The sequence below is a fragment of the Enterobacter sp. FUJ80071 genome, from assembly GCF_038739915.1.
Classification (GTDB): Bacteria; Pseudomonadota; Gammaproteobacteria; order Enterobacterales; family Enterobacteriaceae; genus Enterobacter; species Enterobacter kobei.
Genome location: NZ_JBBXKH010000001.1, coordinates 1,892,666 through 1,909,341 on the forward strand (window position 1 = coordinate 1,892,666; position 16,676 = coordinate 1,909,341).

14 protein-coding genes are annotated in these 16,676 nt (G+C 54.9%); 6 read left to right on the top strand and 8 right to left on the bottom strand.

Translation table 11 applies throughout. The features are described 5' to 3' along the window. Positions 1-121 precede the first annotated feature (121 nt). Entirely contained in the window at positions 122-1,405 is a 1,284-nt protein-coding gene (locus tag AAER43_RS09200) for a YeaH/YhbH family protein (RefSeq protein ID WP_214599823.1), read from the bottom strand. A gap of 74 nt (positions 1,406-1,479) precedes the next feature. Beyond that, positions 1,480-3,414, bottom strand: a complete 1,935-nt coding sequence (gene yeaG / locus AAER43_RS09205) for a protein kinase YeaG (RefSeq protein ID WP_014883443.1) — start codon at positions 3,412-3,414, stop codon at positions 1,480-1,482. Positions 3,415-3,845: 431 nt separating this feature from the next. Between yeaG and AAER43_RS09210 the strand changes: the two genes are divergently transcribed. Beyond that, positions 3,846-4,592, top strand: a complete 747-nt coding sequence (locus tag AAER43_RS09210; protein ID WP_014883444.1) for a MipA/OmpV family protein — start codon at positions 3,846-3,848, stop codon at positions 4,590-4,592. A 78-nt stretch (positions 4,593-4,670) separates the two neighbouring features. On the opposite strand, the gene AAER43_RS09215 is transcribed toward AAER43_RS09210, so the two are convergent. Then, positions 4,671-5,555: a D-hexose-6-phosphate mutarotase gene (locus AAER43_RS09215; protein WP_050862227.1), complete on the bottom strand. Its 885-nt coding sequence runs from the start codon at positions 5,553-5,555 to the stop codon at positions 4,671-4,673. 74 nt (positions 5,556-5,629) lie between these two features. Beyond that, complete coding sequence (gene gapA, locus AAER43_RS09220) at positions 5,630-6,625, bottom strand: glyceraldehyde-3-phosphate dehydrogenase (RefSeq protein WP_014831506.1); 996 nt, start codon at positions 6,623-6,625, stop codon at positions 5,630-5,632. Between the two features lie 341 nt (positions 6,626-6,966). Between gapA and msrB the strand changes: the two genes are divergently transcribed. Then, on the top strand, positions 6,967-7,380 hold the full coding sequence (gene msrB, locus AAER43_RS09225) for a peptide-methionine (R)-S-oxide reductase MsrB (RefSeq protein ID WP_023332742.1): 414 nt from the start codon (positions 6,967-6,969) through the stop codon (positions 7,378-7,380). A gap of 41 nt (positions 7,381-7,421) precedes the next feature. Further along, on the top strand, positions 7,422-7,700 hold the full coding sequence (locus AAER43_RS09230; protein ID WP_045135041.1) for a YeaC family protein: 279 nt from the start codon (positions 7,422-7,424) through the stop codon (positions 7,698-7,700). Between the two features lie 60 nt (positions 7,701-7,760). Here the strand turns inward: AAER43_RS09230 and AAER43_RS09235 are convergent, their stop codons facing one another. The 4 genes from AAER43_RS09235 to sppA form a co-directional block, all read right to left on the bottom strand. Then, positions 7,761-9,017: a glycoside hydrolase family 18 protein gene (locus AAER43_RS09235; RefSeq protein WP_050862226.1), complete on the bottom strand. Its 1,257-nt coding sequence runs from the start codon at positions 9,015-9,017 to the stop codon at positions 7,761-7,763. A gap of 202 nt (positions 9,018-9,219) precedes the next feature. Continuing rightward, a complete protein-coding gene (pncA, locus tag AAER43_RS09240; RefSeq protein WP_050862225.1) occupies positions 9,220-9,861 on the bottom strand; it encodes a bifunctional nicotinamidase/pyrazinamidase in 642 nt (213 codons plus the stop codon). Between the two features lie 9 nt (positions 9,862-9,870). Further along, a complete protein-coding gene (gene ansA / locus AAER43_RS09245) occupies positions 9,871-10,887 on the bottom strand; it encodes an asparaginase (protein WP_057057773.1) in 1,017 nt (338 codons plus the stop codon). A gap of 63 nt (positions 10,888-10,950) precedes the next feature. Then, the gene (sppA, locus tag AAER43_RS09250) at positions 10,951-12,807 is read right to left on the bottom strand and encodes a signal peptide peptidase SppA (protein WP_023332746.1); all 1,857 of its coding nucleotides are present in this window, start codon (positions 12,805-12,807) and stop codon (positions 10,951-10,953) included. A 167-nt stretch (positions 12,808-12,974) separates the two neighbouring features. On the opposite strand from sppA, the gene AAER43_RS09255 reads away from it, so the two are divergent. From AAER43_RS09255 to AAER43_RS09265, 3 genes are all read left to right on the top strand, one after another. Continuing rightward, positions 12,975-13,526, top strand: a complete 552-nt coding sequence (locus tag AAER43_RS09255) for an NAD(P)H nitroreductase (RefSeq protein ID WP_050862224.1) — start codon at positions 12,975-12,977, stop codon at positions 13,524-13,526. A gap of 116 nt (positions 13,527-13,642) precedes the next feature. Beyond that, positions 13,643-14,686 (top strand): selenide, water dikinase SelD, encoded by a 1,044-nt coding sequence (selD, locus tag AAER43_RS09260; protein ID WP_014883453.1) that lies wholly within the window; start codon positions 13,643-13,645, stop codon positions 14,684-14,686. A gap of 4 nt (positions 14,687-14,690) precedes the next feature. Then, entirely contained in the window at positions 14,691-16,604 is a 1,914-nt protein-coding gene (locus AAER43_RS09265; RefSeq protein ID WP_014883454.1) for a DNA topoisomerase III, read from the top strand. The last annotated feature ends 72 nt before the right edge of the window (positions 16,605-16,676 follow it).

Here is a 16,676-nt window from a genome sequence, read left to right on the forward strand (position 1 = left end):
AATCACTAAACTGCCTTCCCCAAAATAAAAACTAAGGCAATGAAAATTATGGAGAATTTTAAACGTGAAAACTATAGTTAATCAGCCAGTAAAACAAAGTTAACTGGCTGATTAACAAGGTTTAATTTGAAGTTGTTGAGCTTTGCTTGTGGAAGAGCTCCCTGAACACCGGATAAATATCATCCTGGTCACGGATATGTTGCATGGCAAAATTATCAAACATCGATTGCAGATGTTCATATTCCCGCCACAGGGTCTGATGCGCGCGACGGGTAATTTCGATATAGCTGTAGTAACGCACCACCGGCAGAATTTTCTTCGCCAGGATGTCGTGACACAGCGGTGAGTCGTCGGCCCAGTTATCACCATCGGACGCCTGCGCGGCATAGATATTCCATTGCGCCGGGTCGTAACGCTCTTTCACGACTTCATCCATCAGCTTCAGCGCGCTGGAGACGATGGTGCCGCCGGTCTCCTGCGAGTAGAAGAACTCATGCTCGTCGACCTCTTTAGCCTGCGTATGGTGGCGAATATAGACCACTTCCACATTCTTATAGGTTCTGCTCAGGAACAGGTAGAGCAGGATATAAAAACGCTTCGCCATATCCTTGGTGGCCTGGTCCATGGAGCCGGAGACGTCCATCAGACAGAACATCACTGCCTGGCTTGAGGGCTCTGGGCGTTTTTCATAATTCTTGTAACGCAGGTCGAACGTGTCGATAAACGGAACGCGATCGATCTTCGCTCTTAGCTCGGCAATCTCTTTGCGCAGGCGCTCCTCTTCCAGCAGTTGCGCCGGCTCCGTGTTTTCCACGACCTTCAGGCTACTCTCAAGTTCGCGCAGTTCACGACGTTTGCCTGCCGTCATGGCCGTGCGCCGCGCCAGCGAATTCTGCAACGAACGCACGACGCTGATGTTGGCGGGGACGCCGTTGGCGGTATAGCCCGCGCGATGGGTTTTGTACTCGTTAAGCTGACGATGCTGATTCTTTTTCAGATTCGGCAGCGCCAGGTCCTCAAACAGCAGGTCGAGGTATTCATCTTTTGAAATCTGGAAAACGAACTCATCCTGACCTTCACCGTCCTGGCTGGCCTGTCCCTGACCGCTTCCTGAACCACCGCCGCCGCCCTGAGGACGCTCAATTCTGTCGTTCTGAACGAAGTGGTCATTACCTGGGTGTACGCGATGGCGCAGACCGCCTCGCCCCTGATGAAACATCGGTTCGCTGATGTCATCGGTGGGGATGGAAACAGACTCGCCGCTATCGACGTCGGTCACCGAGCGTTTGTTGATGGCCTCGGAGATCGACTGTTTAATTTGCGCTTTGTAACGGCGCAAGAAGCGCTGGCGGTTCACCGTGCTCTTGTTTTTGCCGTTAAGACGCCGGTCAATAAACCAGGTCATATACCCCCCGTACTGCATTTGCCAACTTGCGTTTTTGTTGGCCCGGCAGGCGCTAGCGCTGCCGGGCACTTGTTTTAGGACGATTTACGCACGCGCAGATACCATTCGCAGAGCAGGCGAACCTGTTTGCGGGTGTAGCCTTTTTCCATCATACGGTCGACAAAATCGTCGTGTTTCTTCTGCTCATCGGTTGAGGTTTTGGTGTTGAACGAGATAACCGGCAGCAGCTCTTCGGTATTGGAGAACATTTTCTTCTCAATCACGGTGCGCAGTTTCTCGTAGCTGGTCCAGTTCGGATTGCGTCCGTTGTTATGCGCTCTGGCGCGCAGGACGAAGTTCACAATCTCATTACGGAAGTCTTTCGGGTTGCTGATCCCGGCAGGCTTCTCGATTTTTTCCAGTTCCGCGTTCAGGGATTCACGGTCAAACAGCTGGCCGGTATCCGGGTCGCGGTACTCCTGATCCTGGATCCAGAAGTCAGCGTAGGTGACATAACGGTCGAAAATATTTTGTCCGTACTCTGAATAGGATTCCAGGTAGGCTGTCTGGATCTCTTTGCCAATGAACTCGGCGTATTTCGGAATCAGGTAGCCTTTCAGGAACTCAAGATAGCGTTCAGCCTGCTCCTGCGGGAACTGCTCGCGTTCAATCTGCTGCTCCAGCACGTAGAACAAGTGAACCGGGTTGGCCGCCACTTCCGCATGGTCGAAGTTAAAGACGCGGGAGAGGATCTTAAACGCGAAACGGGTGGACAGGCCGTTCATCCCTTCATCGACCCCGGCGTAATCACGATACTCCTGATAGGATTTCGCTTTCGGGTCGGTGTCTTTCAGGCTTTCGCCATCATAGACGCGCATTTTTGAGTAGATGCTGGAGTTTTCCGGCTCTTTCAAACGCGAAAGGATAGAGAAGCGCGACAACGTTTCCAGCGTGCCTGGCGCGCAGGGAGCGTGCACCAGCTCACTGTGGTTGAGCAGTTTCTCGTAAATCTTGATCTCTTCGGAGATCCGCAGGCAATAAGGCACCTTGACGATGTACACGCGGTCAAGGAAAGCCTCATTGTTTTTATTATTACGGAAGGTCACCCATTCGGATTCGTTCGAGTGGGCGAGGATTATCCCGTTAAACGGCAGGGCGGAGATACCTTCCGTCCCGTTATAGTTCCCTTCCTGGGTCGCCGTCAGCAGAGGATGCAGCACTTTGATTGGTGCTTTAAACATCTCCACGAATTCCATAATCCCCTGGTTGGCGCGGCACAGCGCACCGGAATAGCCGTAGGCATCCGGGTCATTTTGTGCGAAGTTTTCCAGCTTACGGATATCAACTTTACCCACCAGCGCCGAGATATCCTGGTTGTTCTCATCACCCGGTTCCGTTTTGGCGATGGCGATCTGCTCAAGGATAGACGGCCACACTTTCACCACGCGGAATTTAGTGATATCGCCCCCAAACTCATGCAGGCGTTTTGCCGCCCACGGCGACATGATGGTGCCGAGGTAGCGGCGCGGAATACCAAACTCTTTATCCAGAATTTGCGCATCTTCCTGTGGATTAAACAGGCACAGCGGATGGTCGTTCACCGGGCTGCGTTCGCCATTAGCGCTCAACACATAAATCGGCACGCGCTGCATCAGCGACTTCAGGCGTTCAGCCAGCGAGGATTTACCGCCACCGACTGGGCCGAGTAAATAGAGGATCTGTTTCTTCTCTTCCAGACCCTGAGCGGCATGCTTCAGATAGGAGACAATCTGTTCAATGGCATCTTCCATGCCGTAGAACTCTTCGAACGCCGGATATCGGGCGACCACCCGATTCGAAAATAGACGGGAAAGCCGTGGCTCCAGGGCAGTATCAACCATGTTTGGCTCACCAATAGCCATCAATAGCCGTTCTGCCGCATTGGCATAGGCACTGCGATCTTGCCGACAAATGGTAAGAAACTCCTGCAGTGTGAACTCTTCGTCCTTGGCAGCTTCATAGCGCTGGCGATAGTGATCGAATATATTCATGGCATGCCGTCCTTTCGTTTTTTAGCACAGGATAAGAGCCGTTCGTATGAGTAGTGGAGGCTCCCGGAAGAGAATCTCTCGCACCTCACTGCCAGAGCAGCAACCTGTGTGCCAGGTCAGAGGCTAAGAACCGCAGGGCGTTCAGGAAAACTCTTCTTAAAATTAAGCGTAGATGGCATTTGCCAAACTTGCATGCTGAGAAAATCTAATTTCAATGACATATCAATAACTCATCCAAAAATTTCCACCTGGGTTCTAAGGCTTAAGCACGTTTTTCATTCAGTGGTCATATAAATGAAAGCGTGCTGTCATCTGAAAAGTGAAAAATAACGGGTTAATCAGACTGATTAGCAGGCAAAAAATTTTGGGTTGTACGGGAATGGCGGTTACACTTCTCCCGCTGATTATTTGACTACAGGAAAGAATGGATTGTGACCAAACTCAAACTTCTGGCATTGGGCATCCTTGCCGCGACCGCAGTTAGCACCGCTCAGGCGGAAAGTCAGTGGACGGTTGGCGCGGGTGTTGGCGTCATTAACAGCCCATACAAACAGTATGATCGTGACGTATATCCTGTTCCCGTTATCACCTATGAAGGCGAGAACGTCTGGTTCCGCGGTCTCGGCGGCGGCTACTATCTCTGGAACGACACGGCCGACAAGCTCTCGATCATGGCCTACTACGATCCAACGCACTTCAAGCCGGGAGACAGCGACAGCCACGCGCTTCGCCAGCTCGATAAGCGCAAAAGTAGCATGATGGCCGGGCTTTCATACGTGCATAACACCGAGTATGGCTTCCTGCGTACTGCTCTGGCAGGTGATACGCTGGACAACAGCAACGGCTTTATCTGGGATCTGGCATGGCTGTACCGTTATACCAACGGCGGGCTTACCCTGACGCCGGGCATCGGTGTGCAGTACAACAGTGAAAACTACAATGACTACTATTACGGCGTCTCTAAAAACGAGTCTCGCCGCAGTGGTCTGAAAAGCTACAGCGCAGATGATGGCTGGGATCCCTACCTGGAGCTGACCGCGAGCTATAACTTCCTTGGCGACTGGAGCGTCTACGGTACTGGCCGTTATGAGCGTCTGAGCGATGAAGTGAAAGATAGCCCGATGGTCGATAAGTCATGGGCGGGTATCTTCTCTGTGGGTGTGACCTACAAGTTCTGATTGTGCATTAATTCAGTGCAATTATTGCATCAAAACGGGGCGCTTGCGCCCCGTTTGCTTTTTTGTGGTGCAGGGCGATTATCGCTTAACAATACGGATCGTCTGCCCTAAACGAGACGGTTTTTCTTCGCTCGCTTTCTGCGGCGTGGTCACGCAGGCTGTTTCTACACAAACGAATGTTTTGTAACCGTCATCAGGAATATCGGCCATGCTGACAGACAATGCCGGACCTGGGTTCCAGCCCACCACATTGCAGTGATGATGATGAACGACCTCAATGCCGCGGTTCAGGGCACCATCGTGGATCACGCTGCAGGCTTCCGGGTGGAGATAGACGCGGTCGGTACGATCGGGGAAAGCCTGAACGCCGTCGCTCAGCTTGCCCTCTTTCGCATTATCAACTTTGTCGATAAAGGTATCGCCGAGGCCGCTCACCTTCACTGCGTTGATGTCACCCACGTTGAAGTAGGTGTGCAGGGCAGACGTGGTTTCGAACTCGCCGTGCGCTTCCAGCTCAATTTCGCAGGTTTTACCCAGCTTGAAACGGGCGTACAGGGTGAAATCATGCGGCCACAGGGCGCGGGTTTCATCATTCGCCTGCAGCTCAAAGGTCAGCACGGCACCGTTGTCATCTTCATTGTGCGCTTTCAGCGTCCACTGCTGGTTACGGGCAAAACCGTGAGACGGCAAACCCTGCTGTGTGGACGGGCCGAACCATGGCCAGCAGATGGGGACGCCGCCACGGATAGCAGCCCCTTTTTTGAACGAGGTGGCCTCGCTCAGCCACAGTCCTTCCTCTTCGCCCTCAGGCTTCCAGGAGAGCAGGTGGGCGCCATTCAGCGCCACGGAGGCTTTCACGCGCGGGTGGTCAACGACGATAACATCAGCGCCGTCAATCTGGCGGCGGGAGAGCACAGGGGTAAGTTGTTCGACTACCGGAAGTGCAAATATTTTATTAATCATTAAGCAATCCTCTGTCTAAAAACAATAAAAAAGGCGACCGAAGTCGCCTTTTTGGATCAAACACTCATCTCAACTTATTTGGAGATGTGAGCGATCAGGTCCAGTACTTTGTTAGAGTAGCCAGTTTCGTTGTCGTACCAGGAAACCAGTTTCACGAAGTTGTCGTTCAGTGCGATACCAGCTTTAGCATCGAACACGGAAGTGCACACTTCGCCGTTGAAATCAGTAGATACAACGTCGTCTTCGGTGTAACCCAGAACGCCTTTCATTGCGCCTTCGGAAGCAGCTTTGATTGCTTTCTTAATTTCTTCATAAGAAGCAGCTTTTTCCAGACGAACGGTCAGGTCAACAACGGATACGTTAGGCGTTGGAACGCGGAACGCCATACCAGTCAGTTTGCCATTCAGTTCTGGCAGTACTTTACCTACAGCTTTAGCAGCACCGGTAGAGGATGGGATGATGTTCTGAGCCGCGCCACGGCCGCCGCGCCAGTCTTTGTGAGACGGGCCGTCAACGGTTTTCTGAGTAGCGGTGGTAGCGTGAACGGTAGTCATCAGACCTTCGATGATGCCGAAGTTGTCGTTGATAACTTTAGCCAGCGGTGCCAGGCAGTTGGTGGTGCAGGATGCGTTGGAAACGATGTCCTGGCCAGCGTAAGTTTCGAAGTTTGCACCACGAACGAACATTGGGGTGTTGTCTTTAGAAGGACCAGTCAGAACAACTTTCTTCGCGCCTGCAGTGATGTGTTTACGTGCAGTTTCGTCGGTCAGGAAGATACCGGTAGCTTCAGCTACAACATCAACACCGATTTCGTTCCATTTCAGGTTAGCTGGGTCTTTCTCAGCAGTAACGCGGATGGTTTTGCCGTTAACAACCAGGTGGCCGTCTTTCACTTCAACGGTGCCGTCGAAACGACCGTGAGTTGAGTCGTACTTCAGCATGTACGCCATGTATTCAGCGTCCAGGAGATCGTTGATACCAACGATTTCGATGTCAGAACGTTTCTGAGCAGCACGGAAAACAATACGGCCGATACGGCCAAAACCGTTGATACCTACTTTGATAGTCATATATTCCACCAGCTATTTGTTAGTGAATAAAAGGTTGCCTGTAAAATTACAAAAACCTTACGCAGCGTCAAGCGGAATCGTGTCAATCATTGCGACAAATCAATCCTGTGACTAACGTTTGTGCGACTGACTCGCCTCACTTTCCCTTTGAGCTTGCAACCACATGGGGGCTGCGCCCGGAATTTTAAAGTCCTCGCAGGATAAAAATGTGAACATGATCACAATTGCCTGACCGCCTTTTCGCGACACATAAGTTTAGAACAAAAGTGCACGCAAGGGTGTTAATGTTTTGTTAGAATCCGGGTTAAAAGATGTCTGTTTCTACAGCGAGATGTAAGCATATGTCGAACCAACGTAACCCTGACGATTTGAAAAAAAACCTCACAGAAATGCAGTTTTACGTGACGCAGAACCACGGCACGGAACCGCCATTCACCGGGCGTTTACTGCACAACAAGCGAGACGGCGTCTATCACTGTCTGGTCTGTGATGCTCCGCTGTTTAACTCACAAACGAAATTCGATTCCGGCTGCGGCTGGCCGAGCTTTTACGAGCCGGTGAGCGATGAGGCCATCCGCTATCTGACTGACACCTCGCACGGCATGGTGCGCACGGAAATCCGTTGCGGGACCTGCGATGCACACCTGGGGCACGTCTTCCCGGATGGTCCACAGCCAACGGGGGAGCGTTTCTGCGTCAATTCGGCATCCATGAGCTTCACGGATGACGAAAACGGCGACCAGATCAAGGGTTGAAAAAACGATTCAGCAAATTATTCCTTTGAAAGGGAGAGATCGTGAATATTGATGACATGATTAACGGGATGACCCAGGACGTTTATCAGCGTCTGGTCACCGCCGTTGAACTGGGAAAATGGCCGGATGGCGTGGCGCTTACCCCTGAGCAAAAAGAGAACAGTTTGCAGCTGGTGATGCTGTGGCAGGCGCGCAATAATACTGACGCGCAGCACATGACGATCGATACCAACGGCCAGATGGTGATGAAAAGCAAGCGAGAGCTGAAAGAAGATTTTGGCATCACGCCGAAGCCAATTGCGACGCTGAAAATGCAATAACCCTGCGGGCTGATGCCTTCATCCAACCCTCTCCCACGGGGAGAGGGTTTGAATGCGTCGCTACTTTTGCGGGATCCCTAATGACTCTGCCAGCTGCTTCGCTAACTGGTTGTTATCGTCCGCGCCATACTCCCAGAACATCGCCCCGGCGAGACCTTTCTGTTTAATGTAGTCCGCTTTGATCGCCACGGAACGCGGGTTCTCATACGAAATCGCAAAGAGCGCCTTGCCGTCGGCTGCTTCCACGGAGAGCCACGGCACTTTCGACTGGTCGTCCCAGTGCTCGGTAAAACGCTTCTGCGGATCGTTCAGCAGCTTTTTCACGATATCGTTGTACTTCACGTAGGTATCTTTGGACAGGTCATAGCCGAGCGACCTGAACAAGCCGAGCTCCTGCGGTCCAAAGTAGGGCTGGGTGACCGGATTTTTTTGTGCGTCCGGCTTGCTCCAGTCGATACCCGGCTCAACGGCGCGTTTCGGTACGCGACCGTAAAACCCGATCCCGAGGTTCATCTGCTGTGGTTTCAGTCCCGCGGCCAGATAGTTATTTACCACAAAGTCCACGCTGTATTTATCGGCAGCAGCCACCGTCGGCCAGGCGCTGGAATCATAGAGGTTGGCGTTAAAATACTGGGTACCATACGCCATGTCGTAGGTCATCAGGTTGATGTAGTCGAGCAGGGGAGCGATGGCTTTGACATCCACCCAGCTTTTCGGACTTTCCGCATTGGCACCTACCGCAATGGTCACCAGCTTTTTCTGCCCGAATGCGTCGCGCATCTCTTTCAGCAGCGCGGTGAAGTTGTCCCTGTCGGCTGGCGTGCTGGCAACCAGTCCCCACGCGCCGTTGACCGGGTACTCCCAGTCGAGATCAATCCCGTCCAGACTGTATTTGTCGACAACCTCCTGGGCGGATCGGATAAACACCGCACGACTCTCTTTGGTGGCCGCTGCGCCAGAGAAACCACGCGCACCCCAGCCGCCAACAGAGAGCAGCACTTTAAGGTGCGGGTTTTGTTTACGCAGAGTGGGGATTAAGGCCAGATCGGATGCCACTTTGGGCGAAAGCCAGATCTGATGCAGTTTCGTCGGATCTTTCAGCGCGGCGTTGGTTTCGTCTTTCTCGTCGTTGTAGACCATACCAAACGAATAGTTCAGGTGGGTGATCTGGCGGACATCCAGTTTATTAATGTCGCCACCCGGTCCGGCGGTGACATCGCCACCCCCGTTGAAATAGCCGACGGACATCAGGGGCGCAGCGGAAGCCAGTGACGCGCAAAGCAAGGGTAATGCTGCCAGCAAGGGCAAACGTTTCATATAATTTCCTCTTTGACTTAATAAAAATAACCACGCCACAGAAAAGGCGTGGCGAAAAAACAACCTGACGAGAATAGCATTGCCGCTTCGCTGAGGATGCGAGGGAGTTCACTTTATGGGGATTGGAGAAGAAATGCCGGGTGGCGCTGCGCTCCAGAGAAAGTAGGCCGGGTAAGGCGAAGCCGCCACCCGGCTTAAAAAACTACGCCTGCGTTTCCAGCCAGTCTGCCAGGGTATACAGCGTCGCGCCTTCGGCAGCCATCTCCATAAACGCCTGAGCGCTGTCCTGAGGGTGAATGTTGACCCCGCGGCAGCCGTCGGTGATCACGCTGACGGTGTAGCCTGACTGGAGCGCGTCCAGTACGGTAAACTTCACGCAGTAATCTGTCGCCAGCCCCAGCACAATCAGCTCCGTGATTTCATGGTGGCGTAACCACGCGTCCAGCGCGGTCTTCTGACGATGACCGTTATCAAAAAACGCGCTGTAGCTGTCTATTGTCGGGTTTTCACCCTTATGGAACACCGCGTCGATGACTTTCTGATTCAGGAGCGGATGCAGCGCCGCGCCTTCCGTTTGCTGCACGCAATGATCCGGCCAGAAGGTTTGCGCCAGCCCGTCGAGTTCACCCTGAGTGAACGGTTCGACATTGTGCTGGCTGGCAAAACTGCCGTGGTTAGCCGGGTGCCAGTCCTGGCTGGCGACCACCGCTTCACCGCGGGCTTTACACCAGTCAATCAGCCTATTCGCCACGTCAACGCTGCTGTCACCTTCGGCGACGGCCAGCGCGCCGCCTGCGCAGAAATCATTTTGCAAATCGACCAGTAGCAGGGCGCGTTGCGTCATGAGGCCTCCTTATTCGTCCGGGGTCAGTTCACCGCGCAGATTTTGCATCATGGCGTTGCGAATGGACTGAATGTCCAGATCCTGACTCAGTAAATAGTGAAGTTTAGTCAGCGTCGCCTCAACGGTCATATCGAAACCGCTGATAACACCCGCATGTGCCAGCGCGTTGCCGGTGGCATAGCCACCCATATTCACTTTGCCGGACATACACTGGGTCAGGTTCACCACCACAATTCCGCGTTCGCTGGCTTCCTGAAGCTCTTTTAGAAACTCACCGTTCTGCGGGGCGTTGCCCACGCCGTAGGAGCGCAGGATCAGCGCTTTCACTGGCTGGCGCAGGAAGTTGCGGACCACGTCGGCGGAAATACCCGGGTAAATGGTAACCACACCGATGGGCTGCGGGGTAATCGGATGCACAATCAGCTCGCCAGCGGTATTCGGTGCAGGCGGCGTGCCCAGACGACGGATATGAATCCCCGCTTCCAGCAGCGGCTGCAGGTTCGGTGAGGCGAAGGCTTCAAAACCATCGGCATGGGCTTTCGTCGTGCGGTTGCCGCGATACAGACGGTTGTTAAAGAACAGCGAGACTTCGTTAATCGGGTAATTTGCCGCCACGTACAGGGAGTTCAGCAGGTTGATCTGCCCGTCGGAGCGTAACTCCGCCAGCGGAATTTGCGACCCGGTGACGATAACCGGCTTGCTCAGGTTCTCCAGCATGAAGGAGAGCGCCGAGGCCGTGAACGCCATGGTGTCGGTACCATGCAGGATCACGAAGCCGTCGTACTGGTCGTAATGCGCTTTAATGTCATCCGCGATGTGCTGCCAGTCTTCTGGCGTCATGTCGGAGGAGTCCATCAGCGGCTCGTATTCATGGATGGTAAAGTCAGGCATTTCCGGACGGTGGAACTCAGGCATCAACGCAAGCTGACGCTGAAGGTGGCCGGAGACAGGAATATAGCCATTTTCAGAGCGCTGCATACCGATGGTACCGCCAGTGTAGGCTACATAAATCGATTTCTTCTGCATGGTAGTGAGTTCTTGTTCTTCAAAAGAAAAAAATCCCCTCGTCGCGAGAAGAGGGGACGGTTTTTAACGGACGTTCGCGCAGGTCAGGCAAAACGCGTAACGACTTTGTGGATCGTTAAAGGCCGCGAGCTTATCGCTTTCCGTCTTCATCGCTTTCGCTGCCGTGGCAACCGGCGCAGGCAGGTAAGCCTGCAGCGCCTCCGGCAGCATGGCGCGAACGGAGACAGACATGCTGTCCATCACCATATCGAAGAAAGACGGCTCATCCTGATAATACTCAATGTGCCATTGCTTGAGCTTCGCCAGGTCGGCCGCTTTCTTCACGGCGTCGTCAAAGTCACCCAGACTGTCCACCAGTCCGTTGTTCTTCGCGTCCTGACCTGTCCAGACGTGGCCCTGAGCAATCTGGTCAATCTGTTCTGGCGTCTTTTTACGCGAGTCAGCCACCAGCGTAATAAAGCGCTTATACCCGTTCTCAATGCTCAGCTGCATCATCTCCGACACTTCCGGCGGCAGGGATTTTGTTATCGACACATCTGCCAGCGGCGACGTAGAAACACCGTCGGTGTGCACGCCCAGATAATCCAGACTGTTTTCCACAGTGTTAATCACCCCGAAGATGCCGATAGAGCCGGTCAGCGTGCTTGGGTTAGCCACAATGTAGTTGGCTGGCGTGGAGATCCAGTACCCACCTGATGCCGCCATTCCGCCCATGGAGACGACGACCGGTTTGCCCGCAGCGCGGGCCGCGGCCAGCTCAGCGCGGATCACTTCGGAGGCGCTCACGCTGCCGCCCGGGCTGTTTACGCGCAGAACAATGGCTTTCACTTTCGGGTCAAGGCGCGCGTCACGGATTTGCGACGCGGTGGTGTCACCGCCGACATTACCCGGGGTTTCCTGACCGTCCATGATGGCGCCGTTGGCAAACACCACGGCTACGCTGTCACCGCTCTCGTCCGGTTTTTTCGCAGCGTAGTCATACATACTGATCGCGCTGTAGTTTTTGTCCTCTTTGCTCCAGCCAAACTGTTTGGTCAGGGCTTTTTCGATATCCGCACTGGTACCCAGCGCATCAACGAGTTTATTGTCGAGGGCATATTTCGCGGTATCGCCGTCAACCTTACGCAGACCCTCCAGCACGCCACGTGCGCCCGGGAAGACCTGCTCAGCGGTAATTTGGCGGTTAGCGGCCACGGTGCCCAGATAGTTCTGCCACAGCTCGCCAATCCAGCGGCTGTCCGCTTCACGGGCAGCAGGGGACATATCGTCGCGAATAAACGGCTCCACGGCTGATTTATAGGTGCCGACGCGGAAGACGTGGGTCGTCACTTTCAGCTTGTCGAGCAGCGATTTGTAGTACAGGCCGTTGGTGGCAAAGCCGTGCAGATCGACCGTCCCCTGTGGAGAGAGCCAAATCTTGTTGGCGAAGCTTGCCAGATAATATTGCCCCTGGCTGTAGCTGTCGCCCACGGCGATCACTGGCTTACCGCTGTCGCGGAATTCACGCAGCGCTTTACCGATGTACTGCATTGAAGGCTGGTCGCCTCCGGCAAAATCTTTCAGATCCAGTACGATCCCGGTGATATTTCGGTCGTCTTTGGCCTGACGGATAGTATCGACAATATCGAACAGGGAGTTTTCCTGCAGGCGGTCGGACGTCGCGCCAAACAGCTGACGGCCAATGACCCCCAGACGGTTGCTGGTGGACGGTTTATCCACGATGACGCCGGTGATATCGAGTAACAGCGCCCCGCGAGTTGAATGCTGCGCCTGATTTGCGTTGCTGATATGCATCCAGATGCCTGCGCAAACCAGAACCAGCAGGATGAAGAAGATGTTCATCACCAGGTTGCGGACGAAGTTGAGCAGTCGCCACGTCCATTTAAAGAAACCGGCAAAGATTCGCCAAAGGGTTCGCATGTATTCTCCCTAACCAGAAAATGACTGTTTCCGTCGCCACTGGACGGTAATGTTGGGTTATCGTAATGACCCAACCGCCACTTGTCAGCAGGAATCGCCTGCCAGGCTGTAACAAAATCTGCGGCCGTGTTAATTTTGTGAGTAAATTTCAATAAAGGAGTTAACCAATGGACGCACTTGAACTGCTTGTTAACCGCCGCAGCGCGTCACGTCTGGCCGAACCTGCCCCGGCGGGCGAGCAGCTGGAAAACATTCTGCGTGCCGGGATGCGTGCCCCCGATCACGGCACGCTGCAGCCGTGGCACTTCTTTGTGATTGAAGGTGAAGGCCGCGATCGTTTCAGCCAGCTGCTGGAGCAGGGCGCGGTTGCCGTCGGGCAGGATGAGAAAGGTATCGATAAAGCGCGCAATGCGCCGTTCCGTGCGCCGATGATCATCGCCGTCGTGGCGAAATGTCAGGCTGGCCACAAAGTCCCGGTCTGGGAGCAGGAAATGTCTGCTGGCTGCGCGGTAATGGCGATGCAAATGGCCGCTGTCGCACAGGGGTTTAACGGTATCTGGCGTACCGGTCCGCTGACCGGGAGCCCGGTAGTCCGTGACGGTTTTGGCTGCGGTGAGCACGATAAAATTGTCGGTTTCCTCTACCTCGGTACGCCGCAGCTTAAAGCCTCCAGCACCATCAGCGTGCCGGACACTACGCCTTTCGTCAGCCGTTTCTGATAACCCACGCTAAACTGTCTGGATTCTGAGCATCTGCCGCAGAATTCAGACAGTCATACTTACCTCTTTATGGAATGAGCGCTACCATAGCGCGATTGAGATGACAGGAGACGTCCATGAGCGAGCAAACCATTCGTTTAACGCAGTACAGCCACGGAGCCGGTTGCGGTTGTAAAATTTCCCCGAAAGTGCTGGAGACCATTCTGCACAGTGAACAGGCGAAGTTTGTCGACCCGAACCTGCTTGTCGGCAATGAAACGCGTGACGATGCTGCAGTTTATGACTTAGGTAACGGCACCAGCATTATCAGCACCACTGACTTCTTTATGCCGATTGTCGATAACCCCTTCGATTTCGGGCGCATTGCGGCCACCAACGCCATCAGTGATATCTTCGCGATGGGCGGTAAGCCGATTATGGCCATCGCCATTCTGGGCTGGCCAATTAATACCCTCGCGCCGGAAATTGCCCGCGACGTCATTGATGGCGGCCGTTTCGCCTGTCAGCAGGCGGGAATTGCGCTGGCCGGTGGTCACTCGATTGACGCGCCTGAACCTATTTTTGGCCTGGCCGTCACGGGCGTGGTGCCGACCGAGCGCGTGAAGCGCAACAGCACCGCGCAGGCGGGCTGCAAGCTGTTCCTCACCAAGCCGCTCGGCATTGGCGTACTCACGACAGCCGAGAAAAAATCCCTGCTGAAGCCGGAACACAAAGGTCTGGCAACGGAAGTGATGTGCCAGATGAACCTTGCGGGCGCGGCATTCGCCAATATCGACGGCGTGAAGGCGATGACCGATGTGACCGGTTTTGGTCTGCTGGGACACCTCTCCGAAGTGTGTCAGGGCGCGGGCGTGCAGGCACAGGTGTGGTATCAGGACGTGCCGAAACTGCCGGGCGTGGAAGAGTACATTGCGCAGGGCGCGGTGCCGGGCGGTACTCAGCGCAACTTTGCCAGCTACGGTCACCTGATGGGCGAGATGCCTGAAGAGTGGCGCAACCTGCTGTGCGATCCACAAACTTCCGGCGGCCTGCTGCTGGCGGTCACACCCGAAGCCGAAGCTGACGTTCAGGCAACGGCCGCCGAGTTTGGCATTACCCTTACGGCGATCGGCGAGCTGGTGACCGCACGCGGTGGCCGACCGATGATTGAGATCCGTTAATTCGATGCGGTTGTTTATTGCCGAAAAGCCGAGCCTGGCGCGCGCCATCGCCGACGTGTTGCCGAAGCCGCACCGCAAGGGCGACGGCTTTATCGAATGCGGTAACGGGCAGGTGGTGACCTGGTGTATTGGTCACCTGCTTGAGCAGGCGCAGCCGGACGTCTACGACAGCCGCTACGCCCGCTGGAACCTCAACGATCTGCCCATCGTGCCGGAAAAATGGCGCCTGCAGCCCCGGCCTTCGGTGACCAAACAGCTGAACGTGATCAAGCGTTTCCTGCACGAAGCCTCTGAAGTGGTTCACGCAGGTGACCCGGACAGGGAAGGGCAACTGCTGGTAGATGAAGTGCTGGACTACCTCGAGCTGGCGCCGGAAAAACGCCAGCAGGTACAGCGCTGCCTGATAAACGACCTCAACCCGCAGGCGGTAGAGCGTGCGATCTCGCGTCTGCGTGCCAACAGCGAGTTTATCCCGCTGTGCGTCTCGGCGCTTGCGCGCGCGCGCGCTGACTGGCTGTACGGGATCAACATGACCCGCGCCTACACCATCCTCGGGCGTAATGCGGGCTATCAGGGGGTACTCTCCGTGGGCCGCGTGCAGACGCCGGTGCTGGGGCTGGTGGTGCGTCGTGATGAAGAGATTGAGAACTTCGTCGCCAAAGATTTCTTTGAAGTGAAAGCGCATATCGTTACGCCTAAGGACGAACGCTTTACCGCCGTCTGGCAGCCGAGCGATGCCTGTGAATCGTACCAGGATGAAGAGGGGCGCTTGCTGCACCGTCCGCTGGCGGAGCATGTGGTTAACCGTATTACCGGTCAGCCTGCCATCGTCACCAGCTATAACGATAAACGGGAATCAGAACCCGCACCGCTGCCATTTTCGCTCTCGGCCTTGCAGATTGAGGCGGCGAAGCGCTTTGGCCTCAGCGCACAAAACGTGCTGGATATCTGCCAGAAGCTCTATGAAACCCACAAGCTGATCACCTATCCGCGTTCGGATAGCCGTTATCTGCCGGAAGAACATTTTGCCGGTCGCCACGCGGTACTGAACGCGATAAGCGTACACGCCGCCGATCTCCTGCCGCAGCCGGTGGTGAACCCGGACACCCATAACCGCTGCTGGGATGATAAAAAGGTGGACGCCCACCATGCAATTATCCCGACGGCACGCGCCAGCCACGTTAACCTGACGGATAACGAAGCGAAGGTCTATAACCTCATCGCCCGTCAGTATCTGATGCAGTTCTGCCCGGACGCGGTGTTCCGCAAATGCGTCATTGAGCTTGAGATTGCCAAAGGTAAGTTTATCGCCAAAGCGCGTTTCCTCGCGGAAGCGGGCTGGCGCACGCTGCTCGGCAACAAAGAGCGTGACGAGGAGAACGACGGTACGCCGCTGCCGGTAGTCGCGAAAGATGACGAGTTATTGTGCGAGAAAGGTGAAGTGGTTGAACGTCAGACCCAGCCGCCACGCCATTTCACCGATGCGACGCTGCTGTCGGCCATGACCGGGATCGCCCGATTTGTGCAGGATAAAGATCTGAAGAAAATCCTGCGCGCCACCGACGGTCTGGGTACGGAAGCGACGCGAGCGGGGATCATCGAACTGTTGTTCAAGCGCGGCTTCCTGGAGAAAAAAGGACGCTATATCCACTCCACGGAGCCGGGCCGGGCGCTCATCCACTCCCTTCCGGAGCTGGCCGCGAGGCCGGACATGACCGCGCACTGGGAATCTGTGCTGACGCAAATCAGTGAAAAGCAGTGCCGCTACCAGGACTTTATGCAGCCGCTGGTGGGGACGCTGTATCAGTTGATCGATCAGGCACGCAGTACACCGGTGAAGCGGTTCAGAGGGATGGTTGCGCCGGGTAGCGGCGCGAAGAAGCCCTTTAAAAAGAAAAAGAGCGCGGCAGCTTCTTAAACCGTAGGCCGGGTAAGGCGAAGCCGCCACCCGGCGAAAAGCAGCTCTGCGGCCTGAAAAAAAGCCCGGTGG